At 42.3% G+C, this 25,519-nt stretch carries 24 protein-coding genes; 17 read left to right on the plus strand and 7 right to left on the minus strand.

What is annotated here, in order from left to right:
• Window positions 1-65 precede the first annotated feature (65 nt).
• Window positions 66-902 carry an SWIM zinc finger family protein gene (locus D1367_RS18880; RefSeq protein ID WP_118167752.1) on the plus strand — a complete coding sequence of 279 codons (837 nt, stop codon included), beginning with the start codon at window positions 66-68 and terminating at the stop codon, window positions 900-902.
• Between the two features lie 34 nt (window positions 903-936).
• Here D1367_RS18880 and D1367_RS18885 read toward each other — a convergent pair whose 3' ends face one another.
• Window positions 937-1,593, minus strand: a complete 657-nt coding sequence (locus D1367_RS18885) for a Uma2 family endonuclease (protein WP_118167753.1) — start codon at window positions 1,591-1,593, stop codon at window positions 937-939.
• Window positions 1,544-1,723, minus strand: coding sequence for a hypothetical protein (locus tag D1367_RS30990; RefSeq protein WP_181984884.1), 180 nt, complete (start codon window positions 1,721-1,723; stop codon window positions 1,544-1,546). The genes D1367_RS18885 and D1367_RS30990 overlap by 50 nt, the downstream gene beginning before the upstream one ends.
• 322 nt (window positions 1,724-2,045) lie before the next feature.
• Here D1367_RS30990 and D1367_RS32845 point away from each other — a divergent pair, with 322 nt between their 5' ends.
• Together D1367_RS32845 and D1367_RS18890 are read left to right on the plus strand one after the other, a co-directional pair.
• Window positions 2,046-2,180, plus strand: coding sequence for a hypothetical protein (locus tag D1367_RS32845; RefSeq protein WP_267255648.1), 135 nt, complete (start codon window positions 2,046-2,048; stop codon window positions 2,178-2,180).
• Entirely contained in the window at window positions 2,177-2,332 is a 156-nt protein-coding gene (locus D1367_RS18890) for a PIN domain-containing protein (protein WP_225892201.1), read from the plus strand. The genes D1367_RS32845 and D1367_RS18890 overlap by 4 nt, the downstream gene beginning before the upstream one ends.
• Before the next feature lie 118 nt (window positions 2,333-2,450).
• On the opposite strand, the gene D1367_RS18895 is transcribed toward D1367_RS18890, so the two are convergent.
• The 3 genes from D1367_RS18895 to psbD all read right to left on the minus strand — a co-directional run bounded on the left by D1367_RS18895 (window position 2,451) and on the right by psbD (window position 5,776).
• Window positions 2,451-2,984 (minus strand): FG-GAP repeat domain-containing protein, encoded by a 534-nt coding sequence (locus D1367_RS18895; protein ID WP_118167754.1) that lies wholly within the window; start codon window positions 2,982-2,984, stop codon window positions 2,451-2,453.
• Window positions 2,985-3,345: 361 nt separating this feature from the next.
• Entirely contained in the window at window positions 3,346-4,737 is a 1,392-nt protein-coding gene (gene psbC / locus D1367_RS18900; RefSeq protein ID WP_118167755.1) for a photosystem II reaction center protein CP43, read from the minus strand.
• On the minus strand, window positions 4,721-5,776 hold the full coding sequence (gene psbD, locus D1367_RS18905) for a photosystem II D2 protein (photosystem q(a) protein) (RefSeq protein ID WP_118167756.1): 1,056 nt from the start codon (window positions 5,774-5,776) through the stop codon (window positions 4,721-4,723). The genes psbC and psbD overlap by 17 nt, the downstream gene beginning before the upstream one ends.
• Before the next feature lie 1,162 nt (window positions 5,777-6,938).
• On the opposite strand from psbD, the gene D1367_RS18910 reads away from it, so the two are divergent.
• From D1367_RS18910 to D1367_RS18925, 4 genes are all read left to right on the plus strand, one after another.
• Window positions 6,939-7,508, plus strand: coding sequence for a photosystem I assembly protein Ycf4 (locus tag D1367_RS18910; protein WP_118171578.1), 570 nt, complete (start codon window positions 6,939-6,941; stop codon window positions 7,506-7,508).
• 144 nt (window positions 7,509-7,652) lie between these two features.
• Window positions 7,653-8,450, plus strand: coding sequence for a peptidylprolyl isomerase (locus D1367_RS18915; protein WP_118167757.1), 798 nt, complete (start codon window positions 7,653-7,655; stop codon window positions 8,448-8,450).
• An 88-nt stretch (window positions 8,451-8,538) separates the two neighbouring features.
• Entirely contained in the window at window positions 8,539-9,684 is a 1,146-nt protein-coding gene (locus D1367_RS18920; protein WP_118167758.1) for a beta-ketoacyl-ACP synthase, read from the plus strand.
• Window positions 9,685-10,123: 439 nt separating this feature from the next.
• A complete protein-coding gene (locus tag D1367_RS18925) occupies window positions 10,124-11,413 on the plus strand; it encodes a Glu/Leu/Phe/Val family dehydrogenase (RefSeq protein WP_118167759.1) in 1,290 nt (429 codons plus the stop codon).
• Between the two features lie 754 nt (window positions 11,414-12,167).
• Here the strand turns inward: D1367_RS18925 and D1367_RS18930 are convergent.
• Window positions 12,168-13,286 carry a Gfo/Idh/MocA family protein gene (locus tag D1367_RS18930; protein WP_118167760.1) on the minus strand — a complete coding sequence of 373 codons (1,119 nt, stop codon included), beginning with the start codon at window positions 13,284-13,286 and terminating at the stop codon, window positions 12,168-12,170.
• A 296-nt stretch (window positions 13,287-13,582) separates the two neighbouring features.
• On the opposite strand from D1367_RS18930, the gene D1367_RS32850 reads away from it, so the two are divergent.
• The 10 genes from D1367_RS32850 to D1367_RS18975 all read left to right on the plus strand — a co-directional run bounded on the left by D1367_RS32850 (window position 13,583) and on the right by D1367_RS18975 (window position 23,756).
• The gene (locus D1367_RS32850) at window positions 13,583-13,714 is read left to right on the plus strand and encodes a hypothetical protein (RefSeq protein ID WP_267255647.1); all 132 of its coding nucleotides are present in this window, start codon (window positions 13,583-13,585) and stop codon (window positions 13,712-13,714) included.
• A gap of 30 nt (window positions 13,715-13,744) precedes the next feature.
• Entirely contained in the window at window positions 13,745-15,868 is a 2,124-nt protein-coding gene (locus tag D1367_RS18935; protein ID WP_244944951.1) for a RecQ family ATP-dependent DNA helicase, read from the plus strand.
• Between the two features lie 6 nt (window positions 15,869-15,874).
• Window positions 15,875-17,098, plus strand: a complete 1,224-nt coding sequence (locus D1367_RS18940) for a DNA-processing protein DprA (protein WP_118167762.1) — start codon at window positions 15,875-15,877, stop codon at window positions 17,096-17,098.
• Between the two features lie 225 nt (window positions 17,099-17,323).
• Window positions 17,324-17,791, plus strand: a complete 468-nt coding sequence (locus D1367_RS18945; protein WP_118167763.1) for a DUF29 domain-containing protein — start codon at window positions 17,324-17,326, stop codon at window positions 17,789-17,791.
• A 388-nt stretch (window positions 17,792-18,179) separates the two neighbouring features.
• Window positions 18,180-18,842, plus strand: a complete 663-nt coding sequence (locus D1367_RS18950; RefSeq protein WP_118167764.1) for a hypothetical protein — start codon at window positions 18,180-18,182, stop codon at window positions 18,840-18,842.
• 175 nt (window positions 18,843-19,017) lie between these two features.
• Window positions 19,018-20,340: a four-carbon acid sugar kinase family protein gene (locus D1367_RS18955; RefSeq protein ID WP_118167765.1), complete on the plus strand. Its 1,323-nt coding sequence runs from the start codon at window positions 19,018-19,020 to the stop codon at window positions 20,338-20,340.
• 196 nt (window positions 20,341-20,536) lie between these two features.
• Window positions 20,537-21,577 (plus strand): septum site-determining protein MinC, encoded by a 1,041-nt coding sequence (minC, locus tag D1367_RS18960; RefSeq protein ID WP_118167766.1) that lies wholly within the window; start codon window positions 20,537-20,539, stop codon window positions 21,575-21,577.
• A gap of 168 nt (window positions 21,578-21,745) precedes the next feature.
• On the plus strand, window positions 21,746-22,552 hold the full coding sequence (gene minD, locus D1367_RS18965) for a septum site-determining protein MinD (RefSeq protein ID WP_100900385.1): 807 nt from the start codon (window positions 21,746-21,748) through the stop codon (window positions 22,550-22,552).
• Between the two features lie 36 nt (window positions 22,553-22,588).
• A complete protein-coding gene (gene minE / locus D1367_RS18970; protein WP_118167767.1) occupies window positions 22,589-22,879 on the plus strand; it encodes a cell division topological specificity factor MinE in 291 nt (96 codons plus the stop codon).
• A gap of 589 nt (window positions 22,880-23,468) precedes the next feature.
• Window positions 23,469-23,756 (plus strand): hypothetical protein, encoded by a 288-nt coding sequence (locus D1367_RS18975; protein ID WP_118167768.1) that lies wholly within the window; start codon window positions 23,469-23,471, stop codon window positions 23,754-23,756.
• Window positions 23,757-24,159: 403 nt separating this feature from the next.
• On the opposite strand, the gene D1367_RS18980 is transcribed toward D1367_RS18975, so the two are convergent.
• Window positions 24,160-25,485: a hypothetical protein gene (locus D1367_RS18980; protein WP_118167769.1), complete on the minus strand. Its 1,326-nt coding sequence runs from the start codon at window positions 25,483-25,485 to the stop codon at window positions 24,160-24,162.
• Window positions 25,486-25,519 lie beyond the last annotated feature (34 nt).

The raw sequence follows: 25,519 nt of genomic DNA on the forward strand, positions 1-25,519 counted from the left end.
GCTAAAGCGCTCACTACGAACCCATCAAAATTAGCACAGCACATTACTAAGATTTTGAATTGATTATGACTAATTATACATTACAAGCTAGTCGAGAATGGTGGTCACAACAATGGCTAGATTTACTAGATTCCTATCGTTTTAAAAAGCGTTTAGAACGTGCGAGAAATTATGCTCGTCAAGGAAATGTTTTGAGCATCGAATTTAAAGGTGCGAAAGTATTGGCTAGAGTGCAAGGTAGTGAAATAGAACCTTATAAAGTTTCCCTTTCCCTTGAACCCTTTAGTGATGAACAGTGGGGTTATGTAATTGAAAGCATGTCCCAAAAGGCAATTTTTGCTGCCAAATTACTAGCAGGAGAAATGCCACAAAATATAGAAGAAGTGTTCACAGCTAATGGTCTTTCGATATTTCCATTTACCCTTGGTGATGTCCAAAGTAAATGCTCTTGTCCTGATAAAGCAAATCCCTGTAAACACATTGGTGCCCTGTACTATCAGTTAGGCGATCGCTTCAGTGAAGACCCCTTTGTACTATTTCAATTGCGTGGACGCACTAAAGAGCAAATTATCAGCGATTTACGTCAATTACGCAGTGCCAAGATTAAACCTAATACCACAGAAACACCTGATATTCAACAGTCAATTCCTAATAACAAATACTCAGTAAAAATTGACTCTTTCTGGCAATATAATGAGCCATTAGAGTCATCATTAGTAGTGATTGCGCCGTCCACTAATGAGATGGTATTAGATGTATTAGGAGCAATCCCCCTAGCGAAGGAAGAGGAAAATGCAGTAAATTCAACTTCTAGTGATGTGGTAATGAAGTCTTTGAATACAGTTTACAGAGATGTGAGCCAAAAGGCTTTTTTAGCAGCAATGAATGTGGGAGGAAGCTGATAATAATTCGTAATTCGTAATTCGTAATTCGTAATTATGAATTATATTGACTAGATAGTTCACCTTTTCCGCCTTTTCTTACCCATTCGCGCACTGCCTGACGAATTGCCCGTCTGCCATTTGCCCGATTTTGCTCAATCAGTTTTGGTAGATATCGAATTGCTAAAGTAGGAAATACTAAACTGTTCTCGGACTCGACATATTCCCCATTTTGTAGGTGGTAAATCTTTAGTTCACCGGAGTCATAACACCAGAGTTCTGGTACTCCCAGACGGGCATAGATGGGAAAACGATTTAGGGACTTACTGGTAACATCAATTTCCAGTGCAAAATCAGGCGGTGGGTCTTGTCTCAAGTCCAGATCCAATCTACCCCGAATCGCAGCTTCATTCTGGAAATAGAAGCAATTATCTGATTCTACCCCTGCCATTCGGCTTTCTCGCTTCCAAGTAGTCGAGCCAAAACTTTCATAGTCTATAGCCAACTCTTCCGCGATATCTTGAACTGCAATACTAATTACCTCTTTGTAATGTTCGTGTTCAAGTAAAGGTGTCATAATTTCTAAGGTAGTGCGATCGTAAGCTAACCTCGCTGCCCGATGCTCTCCTAAGTCTTTTAGAAGATTTTCAAACTGTTGCCAGCTAATGTCGTAAAGCATTACTCGGTCTGCTCGATTTTTGGCGACTGTCATTGTTACGACCTCCAGAATATTTTATAAGTTCTTCTAGCTGCGACTTATAGTCGTTCGGTATTTTTGCAAAATTAGGATGCTCCCCAGCGATCGCTCCCAAGGTAATCAAAGTTTTGTAAAATGGCTTCATACAATTACCCATAATCTTAGCCTTGTTTATATTAAATCTTCGTCCGAAATAGCGATCTCTTCTACTTTCTCCATACTGCCATCGCCTACATAGACCACTAGACTAATAAAACGCTCATCACTGAAATAGCGATCGCAGAATACTCTTCTACTTTCTCCATACTGCCATCGCCTACATAGACCACTAGACTAATAAAACGCTCATCACTGAAATAGCGATCGCAGAATACTCTTCTACTTTCTCCATACTGCCATCGCCTACAATATATATAATATTTGCATTAAATTAAACGTTAGATAAAAGTTGAGTAACAGGATAAATCATGAAGGCTTATAGGGCTAGTTTAGCAGAAGAATTAAAAAAGTTATTCAAAGAAATACAAGCCATACACGTAGATAATCCTTTGACTGATGAAGAAATAACAGGAGAAATTGAAGCATATAGACGAGGAGAATGAAAGTTATTATTGATACTAATATCGTAGTCTCTGCTGCTATAGCTGATAAAAATCCAGAGGTAGTAATTTTATTTGTGATTGCTAATTCTGATTTTGAGTGGGTTGTATCGGCAGAAATTATAGCAGAGTATAAGGCAATACGCTTGGGTTAGCGCCAAAAACCCTTCATCTGCGTAGGTTGGGTGGAGGAACGAAACCCAACATTTTCGTGGGTTTGTTGGGTTTCACTACGTTCTACCCAACCTACGATTATCCTTAACTGTGGCGAGGCTAAAAATTAAGCGTTCCACTTGGATTTGCGTACACTACCCAAGTTAAAGGAGAGTTGTCAGTGCAAGCAAGGTCATCTCTACCGTCATGATTGTAATCATTAATAGAGAGAACTGAGCCTGGATGAGTACACCACAATGAAAATGTAGACCATCCTATATTGAAATCACCAAAGTTGCCAGATGAATTTGCATAAGCAATCCATTTACCTCCAGTACGATCATGACACAATAAATCACTACGACCATCTTTGTTAAAATCGCCGACATAAACTCTTGCACCAGTGTGTGTACACCAATTATTTCTGATTGACCATTCAGCACCATTGAAGCCGTACTTAATCCACTTACCACCTGTATAATCAGTACATAAAATATCTGGTACAGCGTCACCATTAAAGTCCCCAACTAAACTGTACGCACCACCATGCGTACACCAAGTCCCGGCTAAAACAGGATTACTAGGGATTACTGGAATTACAAACAAACTTGAACAAAGCGATAGGAGAAATCTGCAAATTACATTACGTTTCATTTTTTTCACTCTTCGATTTAAGATTTTTAAAAGTCGAGTTGACAAGAGAGTGCTAAATGTAGCCAGCTATTATACTATTCAGATCCAGTTATTTAAATTACGCACTGGTTACAACGTTTTACGTTAATGATTTAAGAGGGGTAAGGATAGCGAAGATACTGTTGGCGAAACATTGCTTAACAGTTAAAAGCATTGAAACTTCGTTGTGGTAGGACTGCAACTATCTGAAGTTGACACGTATGAGCATTGCTGTGCCCCTAACGCGTGGTCTATTTACTAATTTTCCTACAAAAAAAGCCCTTGCTTTTATGCAAGAGCCTCTAAATTATTTAGTTGTCAGTGATGAAATAAACTTTACAACCTAATCTAGGTCGTCCATAAACATCACTGGTTCAGTATCACGGTTAATTCCTTTCTCAAAACCACCAGCCGCAGCCCGTGCGCGACCAGCGTGCCACAAGTGACCAACTAAGAAGAAGAATCCTAGTACGAAGTGAGAAGTCGCCAACCAAGCGCGAGGAGATACGTAGTTGAAGGAGTTAATTTCGGTAGCCACACCACCCACGGAGTTCAGAGAACCCAGAGGAGCATGGGTCATGTATTCAGCAGCGCGACGAGCTTGCCAAGGCTGAATATCGTTCTTGATTTTTTCCAGGTCAAGACCATTGGGGCCACGTAGAGGCTCCAACCAAGGGCCGCGGAAATCCCAGAAACGCATGGTTTCACCACCGAAGATGATTTCACCAGTTGGAGAGCGCATCAGGTATTTACCCAATCCTGTGGGGCCTTGGGCAGAACCGACGTTAGCACCCAAGCGTTGGTCACGAATCAAGAAGGTCAAAGCCTGAGCTTGAGAAGCTTCTGGGCCAGTAGGGCCGAAGAATTCGCTGGGGTAAACGGTGTTGTTAAACCAAACAAAGATCGAGGCAATAAAGCCCATCAACGACAGAGCGCCTAAGCTGTAGGAGAGGTAAGCCTCACCAGACCAGATGGATGCACGACGTGACCAAGCAAAAGGCTTGGTAAGAATGTGGAAAACGCCGCCAGCAATACAGATAAAGGCAATCCAGATGTGACCACCGACCACATCTTCTAAGTTATCGACGCTGACAATCCAGCCTTCGCCACCGAAGGGAGACTTGATTACATAACCGAAGATAACAGCTGGATTCAATGTCGGATTGGTAATAATCCGAACGTCACCACCGCCTGGTGCCCAGGTGTCATACAAACCACCAAAGAACATTGCCTTTAGCACCAACAGCAGCGCACCGCATCCCAAAATAATCAGGTGGAACCCGATGATGTTGGTCATCTTGTTCTTGTCTTTCCAGTCGTAACCAAAGAAAGAAGAGTATTCTTCTAAGGTTTCTGGCCCACGGACGGCATGATAGATACCGCCAAAGCCAAGGACGGCTGAGGAAATTAGGTGGAGTACACCAACAACAAAGTAGGGGAAGGTGTCGATAACTTCACCACCAGCACCAACGCCCCAACCTTGGGTAGCGAGGTGAGGTAACAGGATCAAGCCCTGTTCGTACATGGGCTTTTCAGGAACGAAGTGAGCGACTTCAAACAAAGTCATCGCTCCAGCCCAGAATACAATCAAACCAGCGTGGGCAACATGGGCACCCAGTAGTTTGCCAGATAGATTGATTAAACGCGCGTTACCAGACCACCAGGCAAAGCCAGTAGATTCTTGGTCGCGTCCAGTGCCGCCTAATATATTTGGTCTATTAGAGAGCGTTACCACGTGGTAATACCTCCTCAGGGAATACAAATTGTTCGTGGGGTTGATCTTGAGGAGCCATCCAAGCGCGGATACCCTCATTCAGCAAAATGTTTTTGGTATAGAAGGTTTCAAACTCAGGGTCTTCCGCCGCCCGCAATTCTTGGGAGACGAAATCATAAGCCCGTAGGTTGAGTGCTAAACCGACGATGCCGACGGCACTCATCCATAAGCCTGTGACTGGCACGAACAACATGAAGAAGTGCAACCAGCGTTTGTTTGAAAAGGCAATACCGAAAATCTGTGACCAGAAACGGTTTGCCGTCACCATTGAGTAGGTTTCTTCAGACTGGGTTGGATTGAAGGCGCGGAAGGTGTTAGCACCATCACCGTCTTCAAACAAGGTATTTTCGACTGTGGCACCGTGAATGGCGCACAACAAAGCACCACCCAATACACCCGCAACACCCATCATGTGGAAGGGGTTGAGTGTCCAGTTGTGAAACCCTTGCAGGAATAGTAGGAACCGGAAAATTGCCGCTACGCCAAAGCTAGGTGCAAAGAACCAGCTTGATTGTCCCAAAGGATACATCAAAAATACGCTGACGAATACTGCGATGGGAGCAGAGAAGGCGAGAGCGTTGTAAGGACGGATACCTACTAGACGGGCAATTTCAAATTGGCGTAACATGAAGCCAATCAAGCCAAAGGCTCCATGCAGAGCCACGAATGGCCACAAGCCACCCAATTGAAACCAACGGGTGAGGTTGCCTTGGGCTTCTGGCCCCCACAACAGCAATAGGGAATGTCCCATGCTGTCGGCGGGGGTGGATACTGCCACTGTTAGGAAGTTACAGCCTTCTAGGTAGGACGAGGCTAACCCGTGAGTGTACCAAGAGCTGACGAAGGTGGTACCGGTCAGCCAACCGCCTAGTGCTAGGAAGGCGCAGGGGAACAATAGTATCCCTGACCAACCTACGAATACGAAGCGATCGCGCTTGAGCCAGTCGTCTAATACGTCAAACCACCCTCTACTGGGGGCGCGTCCAACTGCGATGGTCATCGGACTAAAATCCTCTTTTTTTACTAAAATTGCAACGTTTGTTAGGAAGTACGGAGAGTCGGTGTAACCGACTGCCGTGAGGAATTAACGTTTTTTTTGACAATCTCAACAGCGTGAAAGCAACTGAGATTCTGAGAGTTTGCTGACCACTGAAATCAGCATTTCTCTTTCTTTATGCCATTACACGTACCATCGGCTAGTAATCTAGCTTGTGGTAACTTAATGATTCTTAACTTATCATACTACTCAGGGTTTTTGCCTGATACACAGAAGCAAATCAGTCATGAAACACAAACCTTATAAATAATATGAATATCAGAAATTTTACAATTTGACACAACTTTTCTCAGAAATGTAAAAAAAATTAGTCTACATGGACGTAGGTAGGAACTCATTCCCAAAAGGTGAAAAAGAGGCAGGGAGCAGAAAGCAGTCAATTCAAAATTCAAAATTAAAGAACTTCTCCCTCCTGCCTCCTTCAACAGCCATTGAGTGAAGAATTTAGGACTTAGTGCCCTAACAAATTATAAAATTATCAGACTTACACTCTTTACAAATTGACCATAATATGATTCGACTGCCTTGTTCAGCTAAAAGTCTTGCCCTGCCTCGTTCCCACTCTGAGATTAGTAATGCGATTAAGAAAGCTCTGCCTTTCGTCAAACCAGGAGCAGAGCCTCGCACAAGAGCATTACAAGGCAGAGCCTTGTAAGGATAAAATACACAGTTGGATGTTTCTGTCAATACGTAAATCCTAAATTATTATGAGTAGCAAGAACAGGGAAGGGCGCAGTTGAGTTTTTGTCAATAATGTTTGGTAAAATGTCAATGGTTACTTCGCCGCCACAGTCGTTGATACACCTCTGGAAAAACTATGTGAAACGTTGGACAAGGCAAAAGAAGTTGGCACATCTTGACTCATACAAATAGCCTAAGTGGTTTGTCCTGTAACACAAGTAAGCCATGATCCGGGACAGTAAAATTTGTAGGGTACAGGGTAAACAATTCATCGGCTGCGGTAAAGTATGCCGTGGACTTAAAACATAGCTCTCTGTGCCTTCTAAGCAATAGCCGGATTGGTACAGAAGCAAACACTCTATGCAAGAGCATTCAGTGTGCAATGTATGTGACAGCGAGTATCTCACGGGGCAATGGTAGTTCAATGACGGCATCAACAACGATTAACAAAGGCGATCGCCTCCTGCATCAAAATGTTCTCGGTTCTCGTCGGTTCAGTAACTATTGCTGGGCAACTATCGTTACGTTGGGAGCAAGCGGCTTTTTATTGGCTGGTATATCCAGTTATCTAAAAGTTAATTTACTCATAGTTTCCGATCCAACTCAACTGGTATTCGTCCCCCAAGGATTGGTGATGGGTTTATATGGTACTGCTGGCTTGCTATTAGCCACATACCTGTGGCTAGTAATCTTATGGGACGTGGGAGGCGGTTACAACGAATTTAATCAGGAAACTGGCACAATCAAAATATTTCGTTGGGGATTTCCTGGCAAAAACCGCCGAATTGAGATTGATGGACGCATAGAAGATGTGCAGTCCGTGCGAATAACCGTTAAAGAAGGTCTTAATCCCCTTCGCGCCCTCTATCTACGCATTAAGGGCCGGCGAGATATACCCTTAACACGGGTTGGACAACCGTTATCTTTAACAGAATTGGAAACAGAAGGCGCAAAATTAGCCCGCTTTTTGGGAGTGTCATTAGAAGGGCTGTAAGGGAGTGGGGAGACTCAAATCACTTAACAGTTATCAGTGAACAGTTATCACAGACGATTTTCTTAACTGATAACTGATAACTGATATTTACTGATAACTGCCCCTCAAAACGATAAGATACTCTGGTTAAATCGGTAACAGGCAATGCGGTTAAAAATTTCACAATTTTTGCTTTCTCTTGCGATTATCAGTGCTTTGATGTTGGGAGGATGTTCAACACAGCAAGTCGCTTCTAATGCGTCTTCTCCAATCTCGACAGCTACCTCAACCACAAGCGAGGCAAGCAGCAAGACAACTACTGAAGCAACATCTGTATCTCAAACTAGTAGTGATATTCCTGGACTGGCAGATTTACCAAGGCTCGAAGGCCGGGCTACTGTGGTACTCACGGTTAAAGGCTCACCGATTACTATCGAAGTAGACGGCACTGATGCCCCTATTACAGCTGGCAACTTCGTAGATTTAGTGCAGAAGGGTGTCTACGATGGTTTAGCTTTCCATCGAGTTGTACGCAAACCCCAACCGTTTGTAGTTCAAGGGGGCGATCCTCAAAGCAAAGATCCGAAAGTTCCAGCAGATAGCCTGGGAACCGGTAGCTATATTGACCCAAAAACGGGAAATGCTCGTTATATACCTTTAGAAGTTAAGGCAAAAGGTTCAGATACTCCGACTTACAATAAACCATTTGATGCTACTGCTCAACCTGTCGTATTGCCCCATAAGCAGGGTGCAGTAGCGATGGCGCGATCGCAATCACCAGATTCCGCTTCTGCCCAGTTTTACTTTGTTTTAGCAGATTTGGCATTCTTAGATGGTAACTACGCCGTGTTTGGCAATGTCACTCAAGGCTTTGATGTAGTGAACGAAATTCAGCAAGGCGATCGCATTGACTCCGCTAAAGTCACCCAAGGTGCTGAAAATCTGAAAATACCAGGGAAGTAGAGGAAGAGGGCAGGGGGCAGGGGGAAAATAACTCCTAACTCCTAACTCCTAACTCCTAACTCCTAATTCCTAACTCCTAACTCCTAAATTGGTTAAGGTTTGTGTCACTGGTATTGGTTTAATTTCCGCCTTGGGTGGAAGCTTAGAGGATAGTTGGCAAAATTTAATTGCAGGTAAATCTGGAATTCGGTTGCATCAACCATTTCCAGAACTTACACCACTTCCTCTAGGTTTGATTGCTCAACAACCCTCTGAATTGACAATATTAACTCAGATGGTTGTTGCTTCTGCTTTGCAAGATTCTGGGTTAGTTTCATATCCAGCTGATTGTGCTGTAGTCATTGGATCGAGTCGCTCTTATCAAGCATCTTGGGAAATTCTGGCACGGCAAATGTATGAAGACGCGGCGAATTTGCCTGTGTCCTCTTTTGGAAATTGGCTAGATACATTACCTCACATGAACGCGATCGCAGCTGCAAGACAAATTGGTGCATCAGGTATAGTTTTGGCACCGATGGCAGCTTGTGCAACTGGAATTTGGGCGATCGCTCAAGCAGCTTTGCTTATCCAAACTGGGCAATGTCAACAAGCGATCGCTGGCGCAGTGGAAGCGCCGATTACACCCCTAACTTTAGCTGGGTTTCAGCAGATGGGTGCTTTGGCGAAAACTGGGGCTTATCCCTTTGATTTGCACCGGGAAGGCTTAGTGTTGGGCGAAGGCGCAGCTGTGTTTGTCTTAGAATCAGCAGAGTTAGCAAAACAGCGTCAAGCAAAAGTGTATGGTGAAATTCTCGGTTTTAGCTTGACTAACGACGCATATCATGGTAACTCACCAGAACCTGAAGGGAAAAGTGCGATCGCTGCTATCAAACAATGTCTAGAACGTAGTTGTCTCTCACCAGGCGATATTGATTATATTCATGCTCATGGCACAGCTACCCAGCTAAATGACCAAATGGAGAGCATGGTAATCCAGGGTTTGTTTCCTCAAGGGGTGGCAGTTAGTTCCACCAAAGGAAGCACAGGCCATACACTAGGGGCATCTGGAGCTTTAGGTGTAGCTTTTTCTCTCATGGCATTAAAGCATCAAATATTACCACCTTGTGTAGGATTGCAGCAGCCAGAGTTTGATTTAAATATCGTTACATCTGCACGTCTAAGTAAAATTCGCCAGGTATTATGTTGCAGTTTTGGTTTTGGGGGACAGAATGCCGCGATCGCGTTAGCAAGGTAGAAACTAGTGGGTTTATCATAATATATAAATTTTGATTAAGGGGCGCACAGCTGTCATTGATGTCAACTTAACGTCAAAGCAAGCCTAGAACCAGCTTTTAGATATTGTCTTACTTGTCTGGTTGTCTCGTTCCCAGTCTCAGACTGGGAATGCCGTCCTGGTGGCTCTGCCGCCAGAAAGGGAGGCGGCAGAGCCGCAATTGAAGAGCATTTCCCGACTCTGGCTGGAAACGAGATTTGAAAAGGCTTTTAGCTTAAGTTGACACCAATACACATCTGTACTCCCCTACAAACAGTGATTTTTGAATAATTTTCCATACCAGAATATAAAAAATAAAACTGTAACAATAACTACAATATTCCTATTATCCCCAAAGAAAGGATAAGCTAGTTACAGATGATATCCGGTTCGTAAAGATACCGTGATTAGGAGAAAATTTATGATTTCAAAATCCTCGTTGCTGTCAGAACCTGCTTCTCCAGCGCATATATGCCCATTTGATCAAGCCTGTAGCTACTTAGAAGCGGCAGCTAAAGAGTTAAATTTAAATCAGGGTTTGCTGGAAATTCTCAGCCATCCGCGTAAGGTTGTTACGGTTTCGATTCCCGTGAAGCTAGATGATGGGGAAATACAGGTTCTTGCTGGACATCGCGTACAGCACTCTGATGTCTTAGGCCCATACAAAGGGGGAATTCGTTTCCATCCGGCTGTGACATTGCGCGAAGTATCCGCTCTAGCAATGCTGATGACCTGGAAATGTGCTTTATTAGGTATTCCTTACGGTGGTGGTAAGGGTGGCATTGCTATAGATCCCAAACGCTACAGTGTTGGCGAATTAGAGCGAATCAGCCGCCGTTATATCAGCGAGTTGATTAAAGATATTGGGCCTTCCGTAGATATTCCTGCCCCAGATATGGGTACTTCTGCCCGTGAGATGGCTTGGATGATGGACACTTACTCTGTAAATGTTGGTCATGCTGTACCAGGGGTTGTAACTGGGAAGCCGCTTTCTATTGGTGGTTCGCTGGGGCGAGAAATGGCAACCGGACGTGGCACGATGATTATTGTCCGTGAGGCGCTAGCAGATCAAGGTAAATCCTTGGCAGGAGTGCGAGTAGCTATTCAGGGTTTCGGTAACGTTGGCGGTGCCGCAGCAGAGTTACTATATGAAGCAGGCGCGAAAATCATTGCTGTTTCAACTGGTGCTGGGGGAATATTTTCCGAAGTTGGTCTTGATATTCCCAAGTTGAAAGTCTACGCTGCTGAAAATCGCAAGAGTATTGTGGGTTTCCCGCAATCTGTACCAATTAGTAATGCAGATTTATTAACTTTACCCTGTGATGTCTTAATACCAGCAGCTTTGGAGAACCAAATCACTGAAGAAAACGTGAATCAGGTACAGGCGCGAATTGTCGCAGAAGCAGCTAACGGCCCGGTTACTCTTGAGGCTAACTTGGCATTAGAGGCGCGGGGTGTGACAGTGTTACCAGATATTTTGGCCAATGCTGGCGGTGTGGTAGTCAGTTATTTGGAATGGGTACAGGGTCTTTCCTACGTATTTTGGGATGAGGAGCGCGTCAACCGCGAAATGGAGCATTTGATGGTGCAAGCCTACCGCAAGGTGATTCACCAGTCGGAGGTACGGCAAATTTCTTTAAGGTTAGCAGCTTACACATTGGGGGTTGGTAGAGTGGCTCAGGCGCTGACTGATAGAGGTCTTTATCCTTAGGATTTAGGCATACATAGCAGGTTTTTAATTGAATAAATATGTAGGGGCACAAAAATATAGCGGTTCTCGTTTACGTGAGGTACACCCGTAGGGGCACGGCACTGCCGTGCCCTTACACCTTGCGATATAATGTTGTACCGCATCTGAATGGGAACCGCTATATAATACAATACCGTTCAGTTAAGCGCTATTTCTACTAAATCGCCGTCTCTATAAGACGCGATAAATCGCCGTCTCTACAAGTGTTTTGGTCTTATCTGAACTGTATTGCTATATAATATTGTGGCCTTATATATCAATACAGTTCAGTTAAGCAATTTTTTCCTTCTCTTTCTTCTCTCTGCGTCCTCTGCGTCTTGGCGGTTCGTTAAAAAATTGACTTGGATAACACAATACTGTTCAGTTAAGGCTAAAACCTTTTGGCAGAGTCAAGTTTTTTAACGAACCACAGAGGCGCAGAGGACACTGAGAGAATAAATAAATGCTTAACTGAACTGTATTGCCTTATATATTTAGGACTTACGCACGGGTAACGGAAAACGAACCACAGAGGGCGCAGAGGTCACGGAGAAATGAGAGTTTTAGAGGGTTTTTGCGTAAGTCCTAATATTATTAATAGCGAGTATTTTTATTAAGCGATCGCTACAAAATGACTAGTACTAAGTGTCTGTTATCCAACAATCATCCACTTAGTACATTCTTTATCTCACTAAGGTTGATTTTGTGCAACTTCACCAAGAATTAGTATTAGTAATCATTGCCCAGAAGGTGCAGCAGCATGAATCAAGTCTGGCTTCTCGTCACTAGGAGGACGCTCAATAGTTTGATCCGATGTGGGGCGTTGATGGCGAGCGCTAGTTTGAATCTGTACAGGTTTACCCGTTTCAATTGACTCGTAAAGTGCTTGAATGATCGAAACATCAATCAACCCTTCCGTCCCAGATGGTTCTGGGTCTTTATCTTCGAGAATACAATTAGAGAAATAGGTAAATTCAGCCGCTAGTTGATCGTGATCTTCAAAGGTACGCTCTTGAGTTTCACCATTAATTGTCAGGTAATGCTTGATTTCTCCCTGCCAAGGATATGCAGGGTTTACTCGTAAATCGCCTTGAGTACCTACAATCTGATAGGTTGAAACACTTGCTCCTCCAAAACTACAGGTAAATGTTGCCAATCGCTCATTCGGGAAACGCAAAATAACGCTAGCCATTTCTTCCACTTCGCTGAAGCGTTGTTCTCCATTATTGGCAGCTACAGCAAATACTTCAATTGGTTCATCTTGAAATAGATAACGTGCAGCATTAAGGCAGTAGATGCCAATATCATAGAGCGTGCCACCACCTGTAACATCTCGTAAACGAATATTGCCTCCTTCTACTTGCTGAGTAAAAACCGAGTTAAAAATTCGTGGTTCACCAATTTGCTTTGAACGCAAAATTTCAACTGCTTGTAAATTGGCTTCTTCTAAATGTAACCGATAGGCAATCATCAGCTTCACATTATTATCATTGGCAGCTTTAATCATTGCCTCACACTCTTCTTCTCTAACTGCCATTGGCTTTTCACACAATATATGAATTGCCTGATTAGCAGCCCGTACAGTGTAGTCGCAATGCAAATGATTGGGTAGCGCAATATAAACTGCATCAACCTCGCCACTTGCCAAACAGTCCTCATACTCTTCGTAAGAATATGTATGCTCTATACCATACTTTTTGCTCAGTTCTTCGTTTTTAGTGGGGTCATTTGAAACCAGTGCCACTAATTCTGAGTTTTCGGTGTTGGCAAAAGAAGGTAAGGCAGCTTCTTGGGCAAACCAACCTAAACCAACAACGGCGTAACGAATTTTGCGCTTCTCATTTGTAGCAGTCATTTTTCTACTCTCTAATGAAGGAATACTTTTGTAATTTTCATGCACTAATTAAGTGCAAATCATGATGAAATGCTTATGCAAACTTTAATGAAAGAATGTCTGTTGCTTTAGTTTTAGCCATTTTTTTACCTCAGTAATAATCAATTTATCGGGTTGAGAATTTGGAGGTTGATGAATGGGATCTCGTATATTCTCAATGACTTGGTAAATTAAAACCTCATTCTTTCAGTAAGCTTTACTTTAGACTTAAGGAATATTTGCGCTATTGCACCTTAACTGAAATTCATAACCTCAGCATGATGGATACTGAGTATATAGCGTTAGCAGCCCAAGGCTACGATCCAAACCTAGAACACCAGTTGAAGATTCCCACACATTTACTTGATGCAGACTCACAAAGAAGTGGTGGGAGTCTTGAATACAAATAATTTCTGTTTGTCTTTGATGTTACAACAGAAATGGCAAACAAATACTTAGTATATATGGAAACAAACCTCTACAAACAAGGATTATTGCTTCTGCGTCAAGCGCTTGATAACTCCACAGCCGACTTTCGCCCTGGACAATGGGAAGCTATTGAAGAATTACTCCAGGAGCGATCGCGCTTACTTGTTGTTCAACGCACTGGTTGGGGAAAAAGTCTAGTTTATTTTTTAGCAACTCGCTTGTTACGAGATCAAGGCGCTGGTTGTACTCTTTTGATTTCGCCATTACTAGCTTTGATGCGAAACCAAATTGCAGCAGCCCAACGCATTGGTGTAAAAGCTGAAACAATTAACTCCAGCAATACAGATAAATGGCCATTAATAGCAAAACAGTTGCTAGCAACAGAAGTAGATATTCTGCTTATTTCTCCCGAAAGACTAGGTAACGAAGATTTTCGAGAAAAAATTCTTTTGCCAGTATCTCAACGTATTGGTTTATTTGTTGTTGATGAAGCCCATTGTATCTCTGATTGGGGACATGATTTTCGCCCTGATTATCGACGGATTGTCAGAATTTTACAAGCACTTCCACAAAATATTCCAGTATTAGCAACAACCGCAACAGCTAACAATCGAGTTGTAAATGATATTATTGCTCAATTGGGTTCAAATTTGCGTGTTTCCAGAGGAAATTTAACCAGAGAAAGTTTGCATCTGCAAAATATTTCTATCCCTAGCCCAGCAGCACGAATGGCATGGTTAGCTCAACAGCTTCCTAACTTACCTGGAAGTGGAATTATTTACACATTAACTGTTAGAGATGCTGAACTAGTTGCTGATTGGTTAAAAACTCAGAATATTAATGCTAAAGCATATCATAGTAATTTAGAGAGTGATGATCGTGTAATATTAGAAGATGAACTTCTTCAAAATAAAATTAAAGCCTTAGTTGCTACTACCGCATTAGGAATGGGTTTTGATAAACCAGATTTAGGATTTGTAATTCATTACCAGCGTCCTGGCTCGGTTGTCCACTATTATCAGCAAGTGGGACGAGCAGGTAGAGCAGTAGAAAAAGCTTACGGAATTCTTCTAAGCGGTGATGAAGATGATGATATCACTCACTACTTTATCAATACAGCTTTTCCTCCAGAGATACATACGCAACAGATTTTAAATACACTCAACGAAGCTGTAGACGGCTTTTCTGTTCCACAATTGGAGCAGCAACTAAATCTTTCACGAGGACAAATTGATAAAGTTTTAAAACTGCTATCACTGGAATTTCCTGCACCTGTAACTAAGCAAGATTCAAAATGGTATCTTACCGCAGTATCTTATCAACCTGACACTGATAAAATTGAAAAACTCACACAAATTCGCCGCCAAGAACAAGCTCGAATGTTGGAATACATGCAAAGCCAACAATGCCTGATGAGTTTTCTGGCGGTAGAATTAGATGATCCTCATCCAACTGCTTGCGGCAAATGTGCTGTGTGCTTGAATAAACCATTATTAACAGAAACTTGCTCAATCGAACTTGTAAATAAAGCAATTCAATATTTACGCCGTAGCAACCAAATCATTGAACAACGCAAAAGATGGCCATCACAAGCATTGGTTAATTATGGCTTTTCAGGCAATATTAAAAATAATTTACAAGCAGAACCAGGAAGGGCATTATCTCTATGGGGTGATGCAGGTTGGGGAGAATTAGTCAAGCAGGGTAAATATCAAAATAATCATTTTGACGATGCTTTGGTGCAGGGTGCTTTTGAGATGATTCAACATTGGCAACCACAACCTTTTCCGGCTTGGGTAACTTGTGTCCCTTCGTTGAATCGTCCAGAACTTGTACCAAATTTTGCTCAAAGACTAGCAGAAAAATTAGGCTTACCCTTTATACCAATTGTGCGGAAAGTTCACCAAACTGAGTTACAAAAAAAGATGAGCAACAGTTACCAACAAGCTCATAATTTGGATGGTGCTTTTGCTGTTGATTCTTGGAAAGGAATGAGTGCTTCTGTTTTCTTGGTTGATGATATAGTTGATTCCCGTTGGACTTTTACTGTAATTGCAGCACTTTTGCGGCGTGCTAACAGTGGGATGGTTTTTCCTGTAGCATTGGCACTCAATTCATTAGGTCAAGGGGATTAGAAAATTATGTTAACTCACATCCTGCAACCAGATACTCAAGCAATTTTGCTGTTGTGTGCCAGCTTTGGTCAAAATCGGCAAATTGAATCACAACCCCTGACCTTAAGTGAATATAATTCTTTAACAGACTGGTTGCGAGAAAACCAGATGCGCCCAGCAGATTTACTAGAATCTACAGCCAAAGAACAGTTACAAAAAATTACTGTTAATAAACTTAACCCTGACAGGCTTTTAGCTTTACTAGAACGGGGTATGATGCTGAGTCTAGCGGTTGAGAAGTGGACTAATCAGGGATTGTGGGTGTTGGGACGAAGTGACACAAACTATCCTAAACGTCTCAAGCAAAGACTAAGACATTCAGCACCAGCAATTCTTTATGGAGTTGGCAATATAGAACTGCTATCTCTAGGAGGATTAGCAATTCTTGGTTCTCGTGATGTCGATGACGAGATACTTGAATATACACGAAGAGTTGCACAAAATATCGCTGTACAAGGAATGCAGGTAATTTCCGGTGGGGCGCGTGGGGTAGACCAAGCCGCAATGCTAGGAATGTTGGACGCAGGAGGAACATCTGTCGGTATACTGGCGGATAGTTTGACTAAAGCGGCAGTTAATAGCAAGTATCGTTCTAGTATTCAAGAGGGTAGACTTACCTTGGTTTCTAGTTACGACCCCGAAGCTGGTTTCAATACTGGTAATGCGATGGGGCGAAATAAATATATTTATGCTTTAGCGGATTATGCCCTTGTAGTCAGTTCTTCTTTCGGTAAAGGCGGTACTTGGGCGGGTGCAGTGGAAGCACTTTCTAAACTTCAAGATATCCCAGTTTTTGCCCGGTTGGATGGGGCTGTGTCAGAAGGTAATCAGCAACTGCACAAACAAGGCGCAAAACCTTTTCCGGCTGAACCCTGGAATGATTCGTTGAAAGAACTTTTGACAAAAGCAGCTTCTTTGGTTGAATCGGTACAAACTGAGATAGAATCAACAACTCAAAATACTGTTTTGGATGTTCATTCACAAGATATCTATCAAGCTGTTTTACCTTTTATTCTTAATCATTTACAGCAACCAAAAGATGCAAAATCTCTGGCGGAATGTCTGGATGTCAGACTATCTCAAATGCAGGATTGGTTAAATAGGGCTGTGAATGAAGGTAAGGTGAGAAAAATTAATAGACCAGTCGCTTATATAATTAATCAACCAACAACTCAACTTTCTTTATTATGATGGTGTTACAGAGGGTATTTTTATTTTGGTCAGGACTTACGCAAAAATTGCCAAAAAGCTTAATTTATCGAACCGCCAAGACGCCAAGAACGCCAAGAATTCGTAGAGCGTGCGTAAGTCCTATTGGTGAGAGATTAGAAGCAATTCTGAGTATTCAAAACCTGAAGCAAATTGGTATATAAAACACACATTTTCTCATACAAATAATAGGAGTTGAACAAGTGTATGGTGATACAAAGAGAACCAGCAACTCAAAGCTTATACGACCAAGATTATTACCTTTGGCTGATGACGACTATCAATCAACTTCGTGCTGGACAGTTTTCTGCTGTTGATTTAGATAATTTATTAGAAGAATTAGAAAGTATGGGTAGGAGCCAGAAGCGAGCAATTGAAAGTTTATTAATTAAGCTTCTTCAACATCTACTAAAACTCAAGTTTTGGGATGAAGAACGAGAACGTAATCAAGGACATTGGAAAGGAGAAATCAGGACTTTTCGTAGAGAGATTAAAAAAGCTCTTAAAGATAGTCCTAGCTTAAAACCTTACATTTTAGAAATATTTGATGAATGTTATCAAGATGCAAGGAAAGAAGCAAGCGATCGCTCTCAACTTCCCATCGATACATTCCCTGTTACAATTATTGGCTCTTTAGAAGAAATTTTAGATGAAAACTGGTTTTCTAGTCATTAGTCATTAGTCATTAGTCATTTGTCATTTGTCATTTGTTCAACATGATGTGCGCTTAAAGGCGATCGCCTACATAAGTATCGCATTGTATCCAAAATAGAGCAGAAAATAAGTGCAAATGCTTTTTAGCTTGATTTAATCGTCTTCCACAGTCTGCTTTTTATCATAACTATACGTAAGTAGAGCGGTGTGAATAATTCAAGGTTTGTAGTGAGCGGCTCCAGCCATCATTTGAGGACTAAAGTCCTCACTACGAACTAATCTCAATATTTTTACATTACTTAATCTAGTTTGATTTATTCTCACGGACTTACGTAACCATCCATTGCTTATCTACCAAACCCGATTAAAATAAATACGCAACTTGGGCTTCCATAGGAGTTATCCAGCCGTGCAGCCGGACTTAATAGGCTTGGAAATTAGTAAGGGGGAACTGAGACGTTTAACTGGATTCGATCCAGAAGACGTTTTTCGCCCCTCGGTTTTGCGAGATAGCAAAAAGCGATTAGGGTTTTTTATCAATGAAATGCTGGTGACGCTGGCGCTAACGCCAATAATTGTTGGTTTTATTTATGCGTTTATTATTCTGCCAACAATTGGTTCTTCAATTAAATTCGGAATTCTTTTACTCATTTTAGTGCCAATGCCGATATTAGTGGGGCGATGGCTGTGGCGACAATTAACCTGTCCTGAAGGACTGACAATACTTTTAGATGAAGTTGATAAATATCATGACCTGATTAGCGCTATAGATATTAATGACCAATTGGCAGCATCAGGAAACGTAGAAAGCAGTTTCCATGACCGAGATCAAGTCACCGCCGCCTTGCAACTAATTAGAGAAGATTTAGTCCGCGCTCTGAAAACGGAACGAATTTTGCGGGATAATAAAAAACTGCTTGCTAATAACCAAGAGTTATTTGTGAATAATTTAGCCAGTCTGCAAGCTTTACAAGTTAGTAGTCAAGCAGGCGAATATGCTCAACTGCTAAATCAATCATTGCAAATTGCGATCGATGTACAAGCAGAAATCAGAAAATTGCACAAAGGCTGAGTGGATGTTTGTAAATCTTGGGCGAATAGAATTCGTGGCTACACAGACAAAACCTGCCTCCGCAGGTTAGAAAACCATTGATTTATTAGTCCACGGAGGTGGACTTTGCCTGTGTAGACGCGGTTTTTAACCGCCCTTTTAACTTTCCCAAAAAACAATCGCCCCGTTGACCTAAATGAGCAACAAACCAAAAATAATTGTCCTTGATGATGACCCTACGGGTTCTCAAACAGTCCACAGCTGCTTGCTGCTAATGCACTGGGATGTAGACACTCTACGCACCGGGTTGCAGGATGATTCGCCGATTTTCTTTGTGCTGACTAATACTAGATCGCTAACGCCAGAGTCAGCTGCATCTGTCACCAAAGAAGTTTGCCAGAACCTGAAAATAGCTTTGAATGCGGAAGGAATTGACGATTTTTTGATTGTCAGCCGTTCTGATTCTACTTTGCGAGGTCATTATCCCATTGAAACTGATGCGATCGCCCAAGAACTTGGCCCTTTTGATGCTCATTTTCTCGTACCAGCATTTTTTGAGGGTGGACGCATCACCCGCGACAGCGTTCATTATTTAATTATCGGCGGTGTACCCACTCCAGTCCATGAAACTGAATTTGCCCGTGATTCAGTCTTCAGCTACCATCACAGTTATTTACCCAAGTACGTCGAAGAAAAGACTCAAGGACAAATTAATGCTGAAGCTGTAGAAAGGTTTCTGTTAGCTGATATTCGCGCTGGTAGTTTGGAACGTTTGTTACAACTAAGTGGTAATAAGTGCGCTGTTGTAGATGGTGAAACTCAAGATGATCTCAACCGTTTCGCAGTAGACATATTAGCCGCCGCAAGTCAAGGGAAACGCTTTCTGTTTCGCAGTGCAGCAAGTATTTTAACGGCTTTAGCCGCTTTACCACCCCAACCCATTGCCGCCGAAAACATGGCTCAGTACGTGCGAGAAAGCAAACCAGGTGCGGTAATTGTTGGTTCCCATGTGAAAAAGACTACTGAGCAATTAGAGGCGCTATTGCAAGTAGAGGGAACGGTGGGAATTGAAGTGAATGTAGCGCGATTACTTGATGATGCAAATCAATCTGCGGCATTACTAACTGAAATTCAAGAAAGTACACGGGCGGCACACGAAGCTGGCAAAACACCAGTGGTTTATACTAGCCGTCAGGAACTGAATTTTAAAGATGTCAAGACACGATTGGAGTTTGGGGAAAAAGTTTCAAGTTTATTGATGGATATTGTCCGCGGTTTACCATCTGATATAGGATTCTTAATCAGCAAGGGTGGCATTACTTCTAATGATGTTTTGAGTACTGGACTAGCTTTAACTTCAGCCCGTTTACTCGGTCAAATTTTAGCTGGTTGTTCAATGGTGTTAACGCCATCCGATCATCCCCAGTTTCCTGATTTACCTGTGGTGCTGTTTCCCGGTAATGTCGGCGATGCTGATGCCTTGGGGACAGTTTATCAGAGGTTAACCCTGCCAATTTGAGATTTAAGACTTCGGCTCCTTTCGACTTCGCTCAAGGCAAGCCGCTCAGTCGAACGATTTGAGATTAAATAATCTTTTGGTTCATGCCAGACTAACGTCTTGCTACGCACTTTCACTCCTTGTAGGTAATACAAATCCCAAATCCTAAATTTAAAATTCAAAATCTGTGTATTCTTTGTCTTTTGGCTAGTAATGCATGACTTATGATTCTGCGGTTCCCGATCTAAAGTCAAATTCTGCACTTCCTAATGCAGAACCAAACTCTATCCTTTCTGAGGTAGAGGTCAATCCTACTGTTTCTGATGTAGAGTCAGATTCTATCCCCCCGGATGCGGAGTTAAATTCTGTCCTCCTTTATTTAAAATCAAATACTGTCCTTGAGGATATAGAGTCAAATCCTGCTAACCCAGATGTCGAGTCAAATGCTGATCCGGCATCAGATTTTATTCTTACTGATTTAAATCCCAATGAGTCAGTGATATCAGGGTATCGCGTAAATGACAATAGTCAAGTCCAGTTGAAAAGTCAGGAGGGACGGCTGTTATTAATTCTGCCCCTAGAATCTCAACTATCTGCCTCAGAACTGAGTTGGTCTGATATTTGGCAACAAATAAGACAGCGTTTGAATGCAGGCGATCGCTTGCGTATTTCTAATACTCCTGTGCATTTAATGGCACAAGACCGCCTTGTAGATGCCAGACAACTCCAAGAACTCGCCGAGGCTTTGACTGAAGTGCAACTGCGGCTTATCTCAGTCTCGACTAGTCGTCGGCAAACTGCGATCGCTGCCGTGACATCGGGGTATTCTGTAGAACAACTACAGCCCGTAACTTCCCTGAATTCCGAACCAACTGCTACAGCCACACCCCAGGCAGATGCGCTCTATTTGGAAATGACAGTCCGTTCTGGAGTAGAAATTCGTCATCCTGGTACAGTAATTATCTTGGGAGATGTAAATCCAGGTGGTATTGTAATTGCAGATGGAGATATTATCATCTGGGGTCGCCTACGTGGGATCGCTCATGCTGGTGCTGGAGGCAATCGTGAGTGTCTGATTATGGCTTTGCAAATGGAACCAACTCAATTACGGATTGCAGATGCTGTAGCTAGGGCACCAGAAAAACCGCCAATGCAGTTTTCTCCAGAGGTGGCACATATTACGCCCCAAGGAATTCGTATCGCTAGGGCTACTGATTTTTCCAGAAACCAATTTACCAAGAGCAATCAAGAGCCATAGATATTTACTTAAAGGATGAAGTAGATAAAGATGAAATAAAGCAAATATTCATGCCTCGCCCTGATCAGGGAGAACAGATATTTCTTCATAGTTGATACGATACTTCATACTTTATACTGCAATTTACTGTTTTATATTTTCTGAACCCTTATTGACCGTATTTCTATCATGACTCGCATTATTGTGATTACCTCCGGCAAAGGAGGAGTGGGTAAAACCACAGTTTCAGCAAATCTGGGCATGGCTTTAGCCAAAATGGGGCGTCAAGTTGCCTTGGTTGATGCGGATTTTGGTCTGAGAAATTTGGATTTGCTGCTAGGGCTGGAAAACCGCATCGTTTATACTGCGGTGGAAGTGTTAGCCAGAGAGTGTCGCTTAGAACAAGCCTTGGTGAAAGATAAGCGCCAACCTAATCTCGTACTTTTGCCGGCAGCCCAAAATCGCTCTAAAGATGCAGTCACGCCGGAACAGATGAAGTTATTGGTGAATGCACTGGCGCAAAAATATCAGTACGTAATCATCGATAGCCCTGCCGGTATTGAGAATGGGTTTAAAAATGCGATCGGGCCGGCAAAAGAAGCGCTAGTTATCAGTACACCAGAAATTTCCTCAGTTCGTGACGCTGACCGGGTAGTGGGGTTACTTGAAGCACAAGGTATCAAGCGTGTTCATTTAATAATTAACCGTATAAGACCCGCAATGGTGCAGGCAAATGATATGATGTCAGTGCAAGATGTTCAGGAACTTCTCGCCATTCCCCTGATCGGGGTAATCCCTGACGACGAGCGTGTTATTGTATCTACCAATCGCGGCGAACCCTTAGTGTTAGCGGAAAATCCCTCTTTAGCTGCCACAGCCTTTGAGAACATTGCTCGTAGATTAGAAGGGGAAAGTGTCGAATTTCTAGAGATCGACTCGTCCCAAGACAGCATCTTCGCCCGGATACGAAGGTTGTTCAGGACAAAGATTGTTTAACTTATTTTTCCAGTCTCCGCGCCAGACCTATTCGTAATGATTGAACTTCTAGAACGACTTTTTTCTCGCGGTACTGATAGCAGTCGAACTCAAGTCAAACGTCGCCTGCAATTGGTGATTGCTCACGATCGCGCTGATATAGATCCTCAAACGTTGGAAAAAATGCGGAAAGAAATCTTAGATGTAGTCTGTCGCTATGTCGAAGTTGACACGGAGGGCTTGGAGTTCTCCTTAGAAAGCAACCAACGAACGACAGCTTTAATTGCTAATTTGCCCATCCGCCGAGTCAAAGGAGCCATACCTGAATGGGAAAGGGATGATAAATAAGTCTTTATAGTTTTAATCGAGATTCAATAATTTTTATTGGAGTTTATAGTTAAGTTTCTGCAAGATGACCTGAAAAGGCTTGATTTTCCGTTGTAAATAACGTCTTTTTTGACTTTGATGTAGCAATTTTTCAAACCCACACAGGATAGGTGTTAAGAGTCCATCTTGCCGGAAATTACACACATCTCGGCTCAATACCTATAGGGAAAAGTGGAGAATAATTGCGCTTTCAATAATACTACTTGACGGACAAAAAGCCATAGAATCAGTCAAAGCAGCTTACCTGATACAAGGCATACCAGAACCTGAAATTATTTTCTTTGATAGTCCGTATGCAGCTTGGAATGAGCGATTGATTCAAATCATTAGCCAGCCAAAGAAAGAACGTTGTCATAGAATTAATGAAATTAAATTAGGACTTACGCACGCTCTACGAATTCTTGGCGTTCTTGGCGTCTTGGCGGTTCGATAAATTAAGCTTTTTGGCAATTTTTGCGTAAGTCCTGTAAATTTATGACCAGCGATTTGGAAGTATATTTGACCTATAAACTCCTATATCAATTGAGTCCCCAAAATTAAGGAAATGGTTATGAACTGTTCTAACAATGGCGCTTCCTCAACTAGCTCCAACAGTGCTTCATTAGGTGGTGCTTGTGCTGCAAGTCAGGGTTCAAGAAACCAAAAGTCACTATTAAGTAATTTTTTAAAGGTTGAAACACCTACCTCCATTGGAGAATCAATTATTATATGTTTGTTACAACTTTCTGTTGTTGTGACAATGCTAGTAGCTTTTAACTCTACCCTATCTCATCCTGACTCTAATCAACTTTCATCTGAAATTTTAACCCAACCAACTACACTACACCTTGACAAATAGTTTGGGGTTGATATAGATGTCGTTAAACATATCAACTAGGCATGAAACCGAAAACCGTGTAATTTCCTGCAAGATGGTCTGAAAAACTTTATCCTGTCTCAATACTGCTCGGTTAAGCCTCTCTTGGGCATTATGGACAACGATATTTCAAGGGTTTCAGCCTACTTTTTTTCCTTAACCGAGCAGTATTGTATCCTGTCTGGGTTTGAAAATTTACTACATCTAAGTTTTTCAACCATTGTTTACAACGTAAAATCAAGCTTTTCCAGGTCATCTTGCAGGTTTTTGGTCATATCTCGACTCAATACCCACCCCAGAAGAATCATCTCTATTTTATGCAACGCCAAAAAAAATCCCGTTGTCAGCAGTGACGACAACGGGAGTATATAAGATATTTAATAAATTATCGGTAGGCTACTTGTGGCCCTGCCCAAATTTCTGTAACCTTTTTACCAAAAGTAATTGGCTGATCTTCGTCTGTTGTCGTTACAGTCTTGCCATCATTAGCAACTTGCATTAATGGCCAGTTTTCCTCGCCCAATTCACCTGCACGGAACAACACATGATCCGGTTGCCTTTTACTCCAACCTAACAACACTGCAATTTTGTCATGTTCTTCCTCATTAGCATTAGCAGGAGCAACTGTATTAGCGTGATTTTTTAGCCGATCCCAAATCACTGCACTATCTGTAGAATCACCTGTATTAAATATACCCTGAAACTTGCGTGCTAAGAAGCGATCGCCTTTTTCTGACCAGCTAACTGGAACTAATACCCCAATTTTACCACTCGGATCAGTTTCTTCTGACGACTCCCTCTTTACAGCCTTTACCTTTAATAAAGGATCGCTAACAGGAGTAGTTGAAGCCATCACCCACAACTTCTTGGTTTGCATATCTTGGACAAACAGCACGCTGGTGACACGGCTGTTGTACATTTCTGATTTTACCTCCAGTTGCACCCGGCTATAAACTGCATATTTACCATCTGGAGAAACCACAGGTATGCTGCGGTAGTGACGCACTCCCGAACCACCCTTGGAACCAATAGCTTCTTGAGTTGCTGTAATCCATTTCCAAGGAATTGGATGAGGACTACCGATGGGATCTATTTGTTCTGCTTGGGACTCATCACGGGGTTCAGAAACAGGTATTTCCGTTGTTGTGGTTGGTTCTGATTCTCTAAGAGTTGGTGCTACTTGAGTTGCTGTCAATGATTCAGTTAAAGACTTTTCTCTAGAGAGAGAATTTTCTCGTCCTTTTAAAGATTTGATATTAGCAGCTTTGAGTTTTTGGATTAAATTAAGCTGACTAACAGGAACATCTGTTAATGGTGCGAGTTCAACTGCTGCCAAAGAATCAGGAATAGTTACATCGCTGCTTGACAGAGAACTATGTATTTGAGCCAAAGACTCTATTTTATCGGCTGGTAATATTTGCGGTTCCTGGACAGTAGTACTTTGTGTTGGCACAGAGTCCAATTCTTCTATTAAGAAGTCGGTTTGCTCTGTTTTTGATATTTCAGCTATCTCAGGTTCCCCTACTACAGCTATTTCCTTTGATACTGAGTCAGAATCTCCAGTTATCGAAGTTAGTTTAGATACTTCGGATTTTACCTGAAATGAGTGAGCTGATGCCCCTAGTAAGGGTGCAATCAGTATTGCAACAACAACATAATTTAGAAATGGTTGGGCGCGGAACCATCCTGACAGCAAAAGGGGTTTAAGCATTTGTAGACTCTCTAGAGGGGCGGTTGCTATGTGA

It is taken from the genome of Nostoc sphaeroides, from assembly GCF_003443655.1.
In the GTDB taxonomy this organism is placed as follows: Bacteria; Cyanobacteriota; Cyanobacteriia; order Cyanobacteriales; family Nostocaceae; genus Nostoc; species Nostoc sphaeroides.

Coding starts and splice junctions, on each gene's coding strand:
- D1367_RS18880 (WP_118167752.1), top strand. CDS start 66: ATGACTAATTATACATTACAAGCTAGTCGAGAATGGTGGTCACAACAA.
- D1367_RS18885 (WP_118167753.1), bottom strand. CDS start 1,593: ATGACAGTCGCCAAAAATCGAGCAGACCGAGTAATGCTTTACGACATT.
- D1367_RS30990 (WP_181984884.1), bottom strand. CDS start 1,723: ATGAAGCCATTTTACAAAACTTTGATTACCTTGGGAGCGATCGCTGGG.
- D1367_RS32845 (WP_267255648.1), top strand. CDS start 2,046: ATGAAGGCTTATAGGGCTAGTTTAGCAGAAGAATTAAAAAAGTTATTC.
- D1367_RS18890 (WP_225892201.1), top strand. CDS start 2,177: ATGAAAGTTATTATTGATACTAATATCGTAGTCTCTGCTGCTATAGCT.
- D1367_RS18895 (WP_118167754.1), bottom strand. CDS start 2,984: ATGAAACGTAATGTAATTTGCAGATTTCTCCTATCGCTTTGTTCAAGT.
- psbD (WP_118167756.1), bottom strand. CDS start 5,776: ATGACCATCGCAGTTGGACGCGCCCCCAGTAGAGGGTGGTTTGACGTA.
- D1367_RS18910 (WP_118171578.1), top strand. CDS start 6,939: ATGACGGCATCAACAACGATTAACAAAGGCGATCGCCTCCTGCATCAA.
- D1367_RS18915 (WP_118167757.1), top strand. CDS start 7,653: ATGCGGTTAAAAATTTCACAATTTTTGCTTTCTCTTGCGATTATCAGT.
- D1367_RS18925 (WP_118167759.1), top strand. CDS start 10,124: ATGATTTCAAAATCCTCGTTGCTGTCAGAACCTGCTTCTCCAGCGCAT.
- D1367_RS18930 (WP_118167760.1), bottom strand. CDS start 13,286: ATGACTGCTACAAATGAGAAGCGCAAAATTCGTTACGCCGTTGTTGGT.
- D1367_RS32850 (WP_267255647.1), top strand. CDS start 13,583: ATGATGGATACTGAGTATATAGCGTTAGCAGCCCAAGGCTACGATCCA.
- D1367_RS18935 (WP_244944951.1), top strand. CDS start 13,745: ATGGCAAACAAATACTTAGTATATATGGAAACAAACCTCTACAAACAA.
- D1367_RS18940 (WP_118167762.1), top strand. CDS start 15,875: ATGTTAACTCACATCCTGCAACCAGATACTCAAGCAATTTTGCTGTTG.
- D1367_RS18945 (WP_118167763.1), top strand. CDS start 17,324: ATGGTGATACAAAGAGAACCAGCAACTCAAAGCTTATACGACCAAGAT.
- D1367_RS18955 (WP_118167765.1), top strand. CDS start 19,018: ATGAGCAACAAACCAAAAATAATTGTCCTTGATGATGACCCTACGGGT.
- minC (WP_118167766.1), top strand. CDS start 20,537: ATGACTTATGATTCTGCGGTTCCCGATCTAAAGTCAAATTCTGCACTT.
- minD (WP_100900385.1), top strand. CDS start 21,746: ATGACTCGCATTATTGTGATTACCTCCGGCAAAGGAGGAGTGGGTAAA.
- minE (WP_118167767.1), top strand. CDS start 22,589: ATGATTGAACTTCTAGAACGACTTTTTTCTCGCGGTACTGATAGCAGT.
- D1367_RS18975 (WP_118167768.1), top strand. CDS start 23,469: ATGAACTGTTCTAACAATGGCGCTTCCTCAACTAGCTCCAACAGTGCT.
- D1367_RS18980 (WP_118167769.1), bottom strand. CDS start 25,485: ATGCTTAAACCCCTTTTGCTGTCAGGATGGTTCCGCGCCCAACCATTT.